This is a genomic window from Xanthomonas sp. F4, assembly GCF_011761895.1.
The window spans coordinates 1,091,031-1,103,773 of record NZ_JAASQX010000001.1 but is presented as its reverse complement, the minus strand read 5'-3'; the positions used below and the strand labels follow the sequence as shown (position 1 = coordinate 1,103,773).

Below are 12,743 nucleotides of genomic sequence, written 5' to 3'. Positions count from 1 at the left end.
GCCCGGCATCCGGGCTCTCGCTGTGTGCAATCATGCAGAGGGATTCTCGTGAAACGACGCGTTGCTTTCTGTGCGTTGGGCCTGTGCCTGCTCGGCGGTATCGCCGCAGCCGCTCCTTCGCCCATTGCGGATTTCGTCAAGCGCCCCACCTACAGCGCGGTGAAGATTTCGCCTGACGGCCAATACCTGGCGCTGACCGTCGACCGCGGCGAGCAGGACGTGCTGACCGTGCTCGGCACGCGCGACCTCAAGCCGATCAAGGTCAACGTACTGCCGGACGGCAAGAGCGTGGGCGCGTTCTACTGGACCGGCCGCAAGCGGCTGCTGTTCACCGCGGTCAAGAAGGTCGGTTCGTTCGAGCGGCCGATGGGCACCGGCGAGTGGTTCGCGGTCGACGCCGACGGCGGCCAGCCGCGCACCCTGATCGAATACGGCACGCAGGGCGTCACCCAGCGCGGCAAGAGCGTGGGCCGCGAATCCTTCGCCCTGCTCGATACGCTGCGCGACGACGAGCAGAACGTGGTCATGCAGGTGCGCTACCCGCGCTCCTCGGAAGGCGCCGGTACCGAAGTGGTGATGATCGACACGCTCAGCGGGCGGCGCACATCATTGGGCCGCGCGCCGAAGGCGAACTGCTCCATCGCCCTGGACGCCGCCAAGCAGCCGGCCTTCGCCACCTGCCAGAGCGACAAGGACGCCGCCACCGGCTACGACAGCCACAGCGAGGTGTACGCGCTGAAGAACGGCACGTGGGAACTGATCAATGCCAGCAAGGCCGACGGCGCGCGCCTGGACATCGCCTGGTCCACCGCCAACGGCCGCGTCTACGCCACCCGCGACGACGGCAAGGCGCCCGGTGCGTTCGGCTACCTGGATCCACGCAGCGGCGGCTTCGTTTCCCTGTTCCAGGATCCCACCAGCGAGGTCGCGCGCACCATCAACGCCACCGACGGCTCGGACACCGCGCTGGCGGTGGTCACCGAGGCCGGCGCGCCGCAGGTCAAGCTGATCGACGAGGCGCATCCGGATGCGGCGCTGTACGCCAGCCTGGCCGCGGCCTTTCCCGGCCAGTACGTCGATTTCGCCAGCGCCACCCGCAACGGCGACACGATCGTGGTCAGCGTGCGCAGCGACCAGAATCCGGGCGAGCTGTACCTGTACGAACGCGCCACCGGCAAGGCCCGCTTCCTGATGAAGAGCCGGCCGTGGATCGACGCGGCGAAGATGGCCACGATCACGCCGATCCAGTTCACCGCCCGCGACGGGCTGCGCATCCACGGCTACCTCACCGTGCCGGCCGGCGCGCAGGCCAAGCAACTGCCGCTGATCGTCAACGTGCACGGCGGGCCGATGGGGCCGCGCGACACCTGGGGCTTCCATTCCGAGGCGCAACTGTTCGCCAGCCGCGGCTACGCCACCCTGCAACTCAACTACCGCGGCTCCGGCGGCTTCGGCAAGGCGTTCATGGACCGCGCCTACGGGCAGTGGGACGGCGGCATCCTCAACGACATCGTCGACGGCACCCAGTACGCGATCCAGCAGGGCCTGGCCGACAAATCGCGCATCTGCATCTACGGCGGCAGCTTCGGCGGCTACGCGGCGATGATGGCGCCCGTGCGCGCGCCGGGCCTGTTCCGCTGCGCGTTCGGCTACGTCGGCATGTACGACGCCAAGCTCCAGTTGCGGCTCAGCGACACCAGCAAGAGCGAGAGCGGCAGGCGCTACCTGCTGCGCGCGTTCGGCAGCAGCAGCGCCGAGCAGGAGCGGATGTCGCCGATCAACCACGTGCAGGCGCTGACGCTGCCGATCTACCTCGCCGCCGGCGCCCGCGACGATCGCTGCCCGCCGGAACACACCGAGGCACTGGCCAAGGCATTGCAGGACGCCGGGCATCCGCCCGAAGGCGTGATCGTGCAATCCGGCGAAGGCCACGGCTTCTACAAGGAAGACAACAACCTCAACCTCTACACCAGGATGCTGGCGTTCTTCGACGCGCATCTGAGCGGTTCCGCGGCACCATCCGACGCATCCGCACAGGCCGGCGCGCCCTGAACCGGAGCCCAGACAACGCCACGGCGCGCCGTCGTGGCCTGCGCGGCGCGCTGCACGCGCTGCGCCTTTCCCTCGCCCTGGTCGCCATGCCAGGGTTTTTTTTTGCCATGCCGCCGGGGGTGGGTCGCCGCTCAGCCGCGCAACAGCGCCATCGCTGCGTTGTGGCCGGGCGCGCCGGTCACGCCGCCGCCGGGATGGGTGCCGGAGCCGCACAGGAACAAGCCGGGAATCGCGCCGCGGTACGCCGCCTGGCCGAGCATCGGGCGCGCACTGAACAACTGGTTGAGGCTCAGCGCGCCATGGAAGATGTCGCCGCCGATCAGCCCGAAGGTGCGTTCCAGGTCCAGCGGACTCAGCACCTGCCGGCCCAGCACCGAGGCGGCGAAGCCCGGCGCGTAGCGTTCGACGGTGGCGATCATCAGGTCGGCGACCTCGTCGCGGTGCGTGTCCCAACTGCACCCGTCCGGCAACTGCGGCGCCACGTGCTGGCAGAACAGGCTGGCCACGTGCTGGCCAGGCGGTGCCAGGCTGTCGTCCAGCGTGCTGGGAATCAGCAGTTCGACGATCGGTTCGCGCGACCAGCCGTGCCGGCGCGCGTCGAGGTACGCGCGGTCCATGTAGTCCAGGCTCGGCGCCAGCACGATGCCGGCGGTGAGGTGGTCGCCCGGTCCCGGCAGCGCACTGAAGCTGGGCAACTGCGACAGCGCCACGTTCATGCGGAACGTGCCCGAACCGCAGCGCCAGTGCGCCATCCGCTCGCGGGTGGCGGCCGGCACGTGCGCCGGATCGAGCAGGCGTTCGTACAGCAGCTTGGGGTTGACGTTGGCGACCACGTGCCGCGCCAGCACCCGCTCGCCCTGCTCGGTGACCACGCCGACCGCGCGCCCGCCCTCGACCAGGATCTCGCGCACGCCGGCATCGGTGCGGATGCGTGCGCCGGCCGCGGTCGCGGCGCGGGCCATGGCCTGGGTGATCGCGCCCATGCCGCCCAGCGCATGGCCCCAGGCGCCCTTCACCCCATTGCTCTCGCCGAACACGTGGTGCAGCAGCACGTAGGCCGATCCCGGCGTGTACGGGCTGGCGTAGTTGCCGACGATGCCGTCGAAGCCGAACAGCGCCTGCGCCGCATCGCTCTCGAACCAGCGCTGCAGATACTCGGCGGCGGAGATGGTGAACAGGTCCAGCAGGTCCTGGCGCAGTTCCGCATCCAGCGCATGCAGGCGGCGGCCGAGGCGGCCGGCGCGCAGCAGTTCGGGCAGCGCCTGCAGCCAGCCGCCGTCGGTGACGTTGGGCGGCGGCTGCAGCGCCAGCGCGCGCAGCACGTCGGCGATGCCCTCCAGCCGCGCCTCGTAGGCCGGCAGGCGCGCGGCATCGCGCGCGGAGAACTTGGCCAGTTCGGCCTGGGTGTGGCCGGCGCCGGTCAATAGATAACGCCCGTCCGGCAGCGGCAGGAAGTTGTTGCGCCGGCGCGGCACGATGCGCAGGCCGTGCCCGGCCAGGTCGAGATCGGCGATCACCTTGGGCTGCAGCAACGACACCGTGTAGGACGCCACCGAGTTGCGGAAGCCGGGGTGGAACTCCTCGGTGACCGCGGCGCCGCCGACCACACCGCGCCGCTCCAGCACGGTCACCTTCCAGCCGGCCCGCGCCAGGTAGGCGGCGCAGACCAGGCCGTTGTGGCCTGCCCCCACGATCAGGGCATCGCATGGCGGTTCGCGGGTCATGGCCGCATGGTAAGCCAGTGCCGGCGGGCCTGCCGACCGGCAGGCGGGGATGCCCTCTCATGGTCCAATGCCGGGGCCGCCCATGACCTTCGACACCCCTGAAACCTCCCGCGGCGGCGTAGAGTCTCGCCACGGCCCGAGCGGGCCATCCTTTTATCCACGTTGGCCTGGAGCCTGCCTGTGACCCTTCGCAATCCCAAGATGCTGCTGTTGACCCTGGCCGTGAGCACCGCGCTGAGCGGCTGCGGCAAGCACGACGATGCCGCCCCCGCAGCCGATGCCGCCAAGCCCGCAACCGCCGCCCCGGCCGCCGCTGCGGCGCCGGCCGAGCTCAAGCTCGACACCAGCAAGCTGCCGGCCTACAACGCGTTCAGCGTCAACGACCTGGACGCCAGCAAGAACGCCTGCGACGACTTCAACGGCTACGTCAACGGCAAGTGGCTGGCCGCCAACGAAATTCCCAAGGACCGCAGCAGCTGGGGCGCGTTCTCGATCCTGGACGAGCGCTCGGTGGCCGTGCAGCACCAGCTGGCCGAACAGGCCGCCGCCGCGGCCAACCCGAAGGGCGTGGAAAAGATCGTCGGCGACTTCTGGTCCTCGGGCATGGACGAAGCCAAGATCAACGCCCAGGGCATCGAGCCGCTGAAGGCCGACCTGGCCGCGATCGACGGCCTCAAGGACGGCCCGGCGATCGCCGAGTACCTGCGCCAGAGCGCAGCCAAGGGCGAGAACGGCCTGTTCGGCTTCGGCGCCGAGGCCGACTTCAAGAACTCGACGATGAACATGGCCTACGCCATGCAGGGCGGCCTCGGCCTGCCCGACCGCAGCTACTACGTCGACGCCGACAAGCAGGACAAGCTCAAGGCCTACCAGGCGCACGTGGCCAAGGTGCTGGAACTGGCCGGCGTGCCGGCCGCCGACGCGGCCAAGCAGGCGCAGGACGTGGTGGCGCTGGAAACCCGCCTGGCCAAGGTGTCCAAGTCCAGCGAGCAGCTCTCGCGCGACGCCGAACTGGCCTACAACCCGGTCACCCCGGCCGATGCCGACAAGCTGACCCCGAACTTCCCCTGGACCAAGTTCTTCGAGTCGCAGGGCGTGGCCGTGCCGGAGAAGTTCTCGCTGGCGATCCCGGCCTTCCACCAGGAAGTGAGCAAGGCGCTGGGCGACACCGATCCGTCGGTGTGGCGCGCCTACCTGCGCTTCCACACCGTGGACAGCGCCTCGCCGTACCTGAGCGATGCCTTCGCGCAGGAAAACTTCGCCTTCTACGGCAAGGAACTCAATGGCCAGGCCGAGATGAAGCCGCGCTGGAAGCGCGTGCTCGGCAGCATCGAGAACGGCGCCGGCGAGGCGATGGGCCAGATGTACGTCAAGGTCGCCTTCTCGGCCGACGACAAGGCCAAGATGCAGCAACTGGTGCAGAACCTGAGCCAGGCGCTGAAGGCGCGCCTGGAGAAGCTGACCTGGATGAGCGACGAGACCAAGGCCAAGGCCCTGGAGAAGTGGAAGACCTTCACCCCGAAGATCGGCTACCCGGACAAGTGGCGCGACTACGCCAGCCTGAGCACCCAGCGCGACAGCTACCTGGACAACGTGCGCGCCGCCACCGCGTTCAACTACAAGTACAACCTGGGCAAGATCGGCAAGCCGGTGGACAAGACCGAGTGGGGCATGACCCCGCAGACGGTCAACGCCTACTACAACCCGCTGCAGAACGAGATCGTGTTCCCGGCGGCGATCCTGCAGCCGCCGTTCTTCGACCCCAAGGCCGACGACGCGTTCAACTACGGCGGCATCGGCGCAGTGATCGGCCACGAGATGACCCACGGCTACGACGACCAGGGCGCGCGCTTCGGGCCGACCGGCAACTTCGAGAACTGGTGGACCCCGGCCGACGCCAAGAAGTTCTCCGCGCTCACCGGCAAGCTGGTGCAGCAGTTCGACGGGTACGAGGTCGACGGCAAGCACGTCAACGGCAAGCTGACCCTGGGCGAGAACATCGCCGACCTGGGCGGCATCACCACCGCCTACGACGCCATGAAGAAGGCCACCGAGGGCAAGGACGACCCGAAGGTCGGCGGCATGACCCGCGACCAGAACTTCTTCATCAACTGGGCCACCGTGTGGCGCACCAAGTACACCCCGCAGAACGCGATGGTGCGCCTGACCACCGACCCGCACGCCCCGGCGCAGTTCCGCGCGATCGGCGCGCCGTCGAACCTGGAGGCCTTCGCCACTGCGTTCCAGTGCAAGCCGGGCACGCCGATGGTGCGCAGCGGCGACAAGCGCGTGGTGATCTGGTAAGCGACAGCGTCACCGTCGTCTCGCGAAAAGGCCCGGCATGTCCGGGCCTTTTCTTTGCGTGGCTGCCGGCCTGCGACAGCGGCCGCGCTGCCGCCCGCCCTACCGGGCCGCCGGCGCCCGTGGTTGCCGGCGTCTCTCGCTGAATCCGGTTGGGACCTGCACGCGCGTCATCGCCACAGTTGCACACCGCGGCTTGTTAAACTCCGCCGACTTTAATCCTGACCGGATGCGTTCCCGATGCCCAATGCCCGTCCGCTTGCCCTCGCCGTCGCCCTCGGCCTGATCGCCCTCGCCTCCGCCGCCGATGCCGCGCCCAAGAAGAAGCGCGCCGCCGCGCCCAAGGCCCCGCCGATCAGCGCCGCCTGCAGCGACTTCTACGACGATGCCAACGCCGACTGGCTGAAGCAGAACCCGGTGCCGCAGACCGGCGCGGTCACCGCGCTGGGCCAGCTCGCCGAGCGTGCGCAGCAACAGCAGCGCGACCTGCTCGACGCCTCCATGCAGTCGCCACAGAACGCGGTGCAGAAGGCGCTGGGCGACTTCTGGGCCAGCGGCCTGGACGAGGCCGCGGTGGAGAAGGACGGGTCCAACCCGATCGCGCCGCTGCTCGGCCGCATCGATGCGATCAAGAAGGCCAAGGACGTGCCGGCCTCGATCGCCGCGCTGCACCAGATCGGCATCCCGGTCGCGTTCAACTTCGGCGCCGACGTCGACCTGAAGGCGCTGGACCGCCACATCGGCTACTTCATGCAGGGCGGCATGGGCCTGCCCGACCCGGCCTTCTACACCCGCACCGACGCCGACACCATGGCGCTGATGGGCCGCTACCGCACCTACGTCAAGCAGATCCTGACCCTGACCGGCACCCCGGCCGACCGGCTCGAGGCCGACGCCCAGTCGGTGCTGCAGATCGAGACCGCGCTGGCGCGCAGCGCCAAGTCGCTGGCCGGCATCAACAACCCGTTCAACAACTACGCGCCAATCTCGACCAAGGAGTTGAACAAGCAGTACCGCAACCTGCAGCTCGACGCCTTCCTCAAGGCGCAGGGCGTCAACGACGACCTGGTGTCGATGGCCGACCCGGACATGTTCAAGCAGCTCGACGGCATGATCGTCAGCATCAAGCCCGAGCAGTGGAAGGCCTATCTGCGCTGGCGCGTGGGCGATGCGATGGCGCCGTACCTGTCCAAGAGCTTCCGCGACGCCAGCTTCGAGTTTCGCGGCCGCGTGCTGCAGGGCCAGGTCGCGCCGCCGCCGCGCTGGGCGCAGGTGCTGGACGCGATCAACGTCGCCGCCGGTCCGATGCTGGGCCGCGAGTACGTGGCGCGCTACCTGTCGGCCGACACCCGCCGCCAGGCCGAGACCATCGCCGGCCAGATCCGGGACGCGCAGATCGCCGCGGTCAAGCGCAGCACCTGGCTGAGCGAGCCGGCGCGCACCGAGGCACAGGCCAAGCTGGCCGCGCTGAAGATCGAGATCGGCGCACCGCGCCGCGACCTCGACTACACCCTGCAGCCGATGGGCCGCGGCAGCTTCGGCGGCAACATGCTGATCGCCTCCACCTGGCGCCACCGCGAGGAGATGAAGCGCATCGGCAAGGGCAACGCCGACCGCCGCTGGGACGTGCTGCCGCAGCAGCCGGCGCTGACCTACGACCTCGCGCAGAACCGTCTGATCGTCACCGCCGCGGTGCTGCAGCCGCCCGTGTATGCGGCCGGCAGCGACGGCGCGGCGCTGTACGGCGCCTACGGCGCGATGGTCGCGCACGAGCTGATCGGCGCCATCGACAGCAAGGGCAGCCTGGTCGACGCGCAGGGCCAGTTGCGCAACTGGTGGACCCCGGAAGACAAGAGCGCCTGGAACGCGCTGGCCGCCCGTACCGCCGCCCAGTACGGCGCCTACGACTTCCCCGGCGTGAAGGGCGCCAAGGTCAACGGCCCGCTGACCCAGGACGAGGACCTGACCGACATCGGCAGCGTCGAACTGGCCTGGCAGGCCTACAGCGCGGCGCAGCCGGCGGCCAGCGAGGCCGGCAAGCAGGCGTTCTACAAGGCCTGGGCCGGCCTGTGGGCGCAGCAGCTGTCGCCGACCGACGCCGTGCAGCGGGTCACCGCCGACGTGCACGCACCGGGCCGCTGGCGCACCAACGGCGCGCTGGCCAACCTGCCCGCCTTCGCCGCGACCTTCACCTGCAAGCCGGGCCAGCCGATGGTGCGCAGCGAGGCCGAACAGATCCACCTGTGGCCGTGAGCCGGCGCCGGCGCTAGCCGCCGGCCAGGCACACAGCACGACGGCGCGGGCAACCGCGCCGTCGTGCGTTCAGTGGTCGGGAAATGCATCGGCTGCTGTGCCGGCGATGCACAGCAGGCAGCAACGCCTTGCGGTAAAAAATGCGAGGCTCCGCCCGTACCCTCATCCGCCCCTGCGGGGCACCTTCTCCCAGTGGGAGAAGGAAAAAGCCATTGCACCTCGGGTACCGCACGCGCGTCGCGTGAAGTTGCGCTTGCGCGATGCGGTCGCTGCGCTCAGCGCACGATGCGCGGGCGCGGCGGCTTGCGCTTGCCGAACGGCGGCTGGCCGCGCCAATAGCGGATCATCAGCCAGCCGAACAGCATGCCGCCCAGATGCGCGAAATGCGCCACGCCCGGCTGCCAGCCGGTGAAGCCCAGCAGCAGTTCCAGCGCACCGAACACGATGACGAAGGTCCGTGCCTTCATCGGGATCGGCGGGAACAGCAGCACCACCCGCTGGTTCGGGAACAGCATGCCGAAGGCCAGCAGCAGGCCGAAGATGCCGCCGGAAGCGCCCAGGGTCGGATACGGCTCGCTGCCGTTGCTGAGCATCCACCAGCCGACCAGCAACTGGCACAGGCCGGCGCCGACCACGCAGACCAGGTAATAAGTCAGGAAGCGCTTGTTGCCCCAGGTCTGCTCCAGCGGCCCGCCGAACATGTACAGCGCCAGCATGTTGAACAGCAGGTGCGAGAAACTGCCATGCAGGAAGCCGTAGGTCAGCAACTGCCAGAGCTGGAAGTTCTCCCCCGGCGAGAACGCATCGAAGGCACCGATCGGCCACAGCATGAAGGGCGAGAACGTGTCCGTGCCGAGCAGCATCTGCAGCAGGAACACCACGACGTTGCCGATCAGCAGCGCTTGGGTGACGGGCGGAAGTCTGGGAAACATGGTCGGGTCCGTGGCAACTGTCCCCATCATAGCCGCTCGCCGGAGACTCCTTGCCGAAACATCGCCTGCGCTTCGCACCCCGACGCTCACCCCAACTCCTCGCCCGGAGGGAAAGGGGCTTGTACTCCCTTCTCCCGTCGGGACCATGGCCCCCTTTTGCGGGGGAAGGTGCCCCGAAGGGGCGGATGAGGGTACGGGCGAAGCCTCGTGGAGTTGAAACACCGCATGCGCTTCGCGCCCGACCCTCACCCCAACCCCTCGCCCGCAGGGAGAGGGGCTTGTATCCTCCCTTCTCCCGTCGGGAGAAGGTGCCCCGAAGGGGCGGATGAGGGTACGGGCGAAGCCTCGCGCAGCTGAAAAACCGCATGCGCTTCGCGCCCGACCCTCACCCCAACCCCTCTCCCGCAGGGAGAGGGGCTTGTACGTCCCTTCTCCCTCCGGGAGAAGGTGCCCCGAAGGGGCGGATGAGGGTACGGGCGCAGCCTCGTGCAGTTGAAACACCGCATGCGCTTCGCGCTCCGATCCTCACCCCAACCCCTCTCCCGCAGGGAGAGGGACTTAGTGCTTCCTTTTCCCTTGGAGGCCGGCCGCCGCAGTTCTCCTGGATGTCGCTACCGCGGCCCCCACACCTCGGCATCGAGATCGCGCACCGGCGCCGGCGCACGCTTCACCCGTCCGCCCTGCACCACCACGCCTTCGGCGCGCAGGCGCTGGCATTGTTCGCGGTAGCCAGGCGAGCCTTCCGGAAAGGCGATGCGGCCGTCGCTGCGCAGCACCCGGTGCCAGGGCAGCGTGGCGTCGGTGTTGCCACCGAGCAGGCGTGCGACCAGGCGCGCGCGTCCCGGCAAGCCGGCCAGCATCGCCACTTCGCCATAGCCGCGCACTTGCCCCGGAGGAATCGCCCGGATCGTCTCCAGGATCCGCGCATGCGCTTCGGCGGCCGCCATCGTCGCGACCGGCGCCGACGCATCCGCTGCAGGCAACCGCCGTGCACTCATGCCGGCTGCGCCCGCACGGGACGCGACACCAGCAGCACTCCGACCAACACCAGCACGGTGCCGGCGATCTGCCACGGCCCCATCGCCTCGCCCAGCAGTAACACGCTGAGCACGATGGTCGAGACCGGGCCGAGCATGCCGATCTGCGACGCCAGCGCCGAGCCGATGCGCTGCACCGCCAGCATCGTCGCCAGCACCGGCACCGCCGTGCACAGCGTGCCGTTGAGCAGCGACAGCGCATAGACCGGCGCCGGCAAGGCCAGCGCGTGCAGCGGCCGCAGCAGCAGGAACTGGGCGATGCACAGCGCGCAGGCAACCAGGCTGGCGTAGGCGGTCAGCCGCACCGCGCCGACCCGCGCCACCAGTTGGCCACTGCCGACCAGATACGCCGCATAGGCCAGTGCGCTGCCGAACACCAGCAGGCTGCCCCAGGCGGTGCGCGCGCCGCCGATGCGCAGGTCGTGACCGAACGCCAGCAGCACGCCCAGATAGCTCAGCGCCAGCGCCCACAACTGGCGCCGCTGCGGCCGTCGCCGCCACAGCAGCACGCCGATCAGCAGGACCAGGGTCGGAGTGAGGTACAGGATCAGCCGCTCCAGGGTCGCGGTGATGTAGGCCAGGCCCAGGAAGTCCAGGAAACTGGCCAGGTAATAGCCGAGCACGCCCAGCGCGACGATCCGCCAGCGATCACCCGCCTGCAGCGGTGGCGCACGCCGCGCCGCCCACAGCGCCATCGCCGCGAAGCACGGCAGCGCCACCAGCATGCGCAAGGCCAACAGGGTTACCGCATCGACGCCGTAGCGGTAGCCGAGCTTGACGATGATGGCCTTGCCGGAAAACGCGATCGCGCCGCCGGCGGCGAGCAATACGCCACCCAGGCTGGCCTGCGTGGCGGCGGGGGCGATGGCAGTGGGCGCGCCGGGAGCGCTCATCGCGCAGCACCGCGGCAAGGAGAAGAGGACACGTGCATGCCGCCATTCTACGGCGCTACGGTCGGCCAGCCGTCGGATCGCCGCCGCCTCAGCGCCTCACCTCCTCAGCGCATCAGCACCACTTCCTCGGCCGAGGTCGGATGGATCGCCACGGTGTCTTCCAGTTGCTGCTTGGTCACGCCCAGCTTCAACGCCACCGCGAAGCCCTGCAGGATCTCGTCGGCGCCATCGCCAAGCAGGTGGATGCCGACCACGCGCTCCTCCGCGCCAACGCACACCAGCTTGAACAGGCTGCGCTGCGGCGAGTCGGCCAGCGCCTGCAGCATCGGCCGGAAGTTGCTGCGGTACACGGTCACCGCGTCGGCGCCATAGCGCTCGCGCGCCTGCTCCTCGCCCAGCCCCACCTGGCCGAGCGGCGGGTGCGAGAACACCACGCTGGGCACGTTCTCGTAATCCAGCCGCGCCTGCGGCCGGTCGCCGAACACGCGGTCCATCAGCTTGCGCCCGGCGGCGATCGCCACCGGAGTCAGGCCGACCTTGCCGGCCACGTCGCCGATCGCGTACAGCCCCGGCACGTCGGTGTTCTGGTACGCGTCCACCACGATCTCGTGCTTGTCGCCCAGGCGCACGCCCAGCGCTTCCAGGCCGAGGTCGCGCGTGTTGGGACGGCGCCCGATCGCGAAGAACACCCGGTCGACGGTCTCGCCAGCCTGTCCCTGCGCATCGACCACGCACAGGTCCTCGCCGTTGCGACGCAGGGCGCTGGCGCGGTAGCCGAAATGCAGGCGCACGCCCTGGTGGCGCAGATTGTCGGCGAGCTGCCGCGCCAGTTCCGCGTCGAACCGCTCCAGCAGACGCTCGCCCTGCACGTACAACTCCACCCGACTGCCCAGCGCCTGCAGCAGGCCGGCCAGTTCCACCGCAATGTAGCCACCACCGACGATGGCCACGCGCGGTGGTGCCTCGCACAGATTGAAGAAATCGTCGGAGATCAGGCCCAGTTCGGCGCCTTCGATGTTCGGCCGCGCCGCATGCGCGCCCGTGGCGATCACCACGTGATTGGCGCTGACCCGCACGCCATCGTCGCATTCGACGGTGTGCGCATCGATCAGTCGCCCGCGCCGCGGGATCAGCACCACGCCATCGGCATCCAGGCGCCGCCGGTAGCTGGCGTGGATGTCGCCGATGTAGCCCTGGCGATGCGCCACCAGTTCCGCCCACGACAGCGTGGCCTCGGGAATGGCGAACCCGACCGCGCGCGCCAGGTCGATGCGTTCGACCAGGTCCGCTGCCAGCCACATCGCCTTCTTCGGCACGCAGCCGACGTTGACGCAGGTGCCGCCGAGCGCACTCGGCTCCAGGATCGCCACCCGCGCGCCATGGCTGGCGGCGCGGAACGCGGTGGCCAGGCCGCCGGAACCGCCGCCCAGCACCAGCAGGTCGTAATCGCGGATCGGCGCGCTCACGGCGCACGCTCGGCGCGCGGCGGGGTGGCATCGCTGGCGGGCATGCGTCCGCCTCTGACATCGTCCATCGGTGGTCCTGTCGCAT

The 12,743-nt window shown here is 69.6% G+C and carries 8 protein-coding genes; 3 read left to right on the top strand and 5 right to left on the bottom strand.

Translation table 11 applies throughout. The features are described from left to right. The first annotated feature begins 48 nt into the window (after positions 1 to 48). Entirely contained in the window at positions 49 to 2,052 is a 2,004-nt protein-coding gene (locus tag FHR66_RS04960) for an alpha/beta hydrolase family protein (RefSeq protein ID WP_343160678.1), read from the top strand. A 131-nt stretch (positions 2,053 to 2,183) separates the two neighbouring features. On the opposite strand, the gene FHR66_RS04955 is transcribed toward FHR66_RS04960, so the two are convergent. Further along, positions 2,184 to 3,776 carry a phytoene desaturase family protein gene (locus FHR66_RS04955; RefSeq protein WP_160968351.1) on the bottom strand — a complete coding sequence of 531 codons (1,593 nt, stop codon included), beginning with the start codon at positions 3,774 to 3,776 and terminating at the stop codon, positions 2,184 to 2,186. A gap of 201 nt (positions 3,777 to 3,977) precedes the next feature. On the opposite strand from FHR66_RS04955, the gene FHR66_RS04950 reads away from it, so the two are divergent. Both FHR66_RS04950 and FHR66_RS04945 read left to right on the top strand, forming a co-directional pair. After that, the gene (locus FHR66_RS04950) at positions 3,978 to 6,080 is read left to right on the top strand and encodes a M13 family metallopeptidase (RefSeq protein WP_202394849.1); all 2,103 of its coding nucleotides are present in this window, start codon (positions 3,978 to 3,980) and stop codon (positions 6,078 to 6,080) included. 237 nt (positions 6,081 to 6,317) lie between these two features. Further along, complete coding sequence (locus tag FHR66_RS04945; RefSeq protein WP_167087538.1) at positions 6,318 to 8,330, top strand: M13 family metallopeptidase; 2,013 nt, start codon at positions 6,318 to 6,320, stop codon at positions 8,328 to 8,330. 275 nt (positions 8,331 to 8,605) lie between these two features. Here FHR66_RS04945 and FHR66_RS04940 read toward each other — a convergent pair whose 3' ends face one another. From FHR66_RS04940 to gorA, 4 genes are all read right to left on the bottom strand, one after another. Beyond that, positions 8,606 to 9,262, bottom strand: coding sequence for a rhomboid family intramembrane serine protease (locus FHR66_RS04940; protein ID WP_160968345.1), 657 nt, complete (start codon positions 9,260 to 9,262; stop codon positions 8,606 to 8,608). A 611-nt stretch (positions 9,263 to 9,873) separates the two neighbouring features. Beyond that, a complete protein-coding gene (locus tag FHR66_RS04935; protein ID WP_160968343.1) occupies positions 9,874 to 10,260 on the bottom strand; it encodes an MGMT family protein in 387 nt (128 codons plus the stop codon). After that, entirely contained in the window at positions 10,257 to 11,192 is a 936-nt protein-coding gene (locus FHR66_RS04930; protein WP_160968341.1) for a DMT family transporter, read from the bottom strand. The genes FHR66_RS04935 and FHR66_RS04930 overlap by 4 nt, the downstream gene beginning before the upstream one ends. A gap of 104 nt (positions 11,193 to 11,296) precedes the next feature. Continuing rightward, positions 11,297 to 12,658 carry a glutathione-disulfide reductase gene (gene gorA, locus FHR66_RS04925; RefSeq protein ID WP_160968339.1) on the bottom strand — a complete coding sequence of 454 codons (1,362 nt, stop codon included), beginning with the start codon at positions 12,656 to 12,658 and terminating at the stop codon, positions 11,297 to 11,299. Between the last annotated feature and the right edge of the window lie 85 nt (positions 12,659 to 12,743).

Bases quoted from the DNA above. Each gene is read 5' to 3' on its own strand.
- FHR66_RS04955 (WP_160968351.1), bottom strand. From the start codon at position 3,776: ATGACCCGCGAACCGCCATGCGATGCCCTGATCGTGGGGGCAGGCCAC.
- FHR66_RS04950 (WP_202394849.1), top strand. From the start codon at position 3,978: ATGCTGCTGTTGACCCTGGCCGTGAGCACCGCGCTGAGCGGCTGCGGC.
- FHR66_RS04930 (WP_160968341.1), bottom strand. From the start codon at position 11,192: ATGAGCGCTCCCGGCGCGCCCACTGCCATCGCCCCCGCCGCCACGCAG.
- FHR66_RS04940 (WP_160968345.1), bottom strand. From the start codon at position 9,262: ATGTTTCCCAGACTTCCGCCCGTCACCCAAGCGCTGCTGATCGGCAAC.
- FHR66_RS04935 (WP_160968343.1), bottom strand. From the start codon at position 10,260: ATGAGTGCACGGCGGTTGCCTGCAGCGGATGCGTCGGCGCCGGTCGCG.
- FHR66_RS04945 (WP_167087538.1), top strand. From the start codon at position 6,318: ATGCCCAATGCCCGTCCGCTTGCCCTCGCCGTCGCCCTCGGCCTGATC.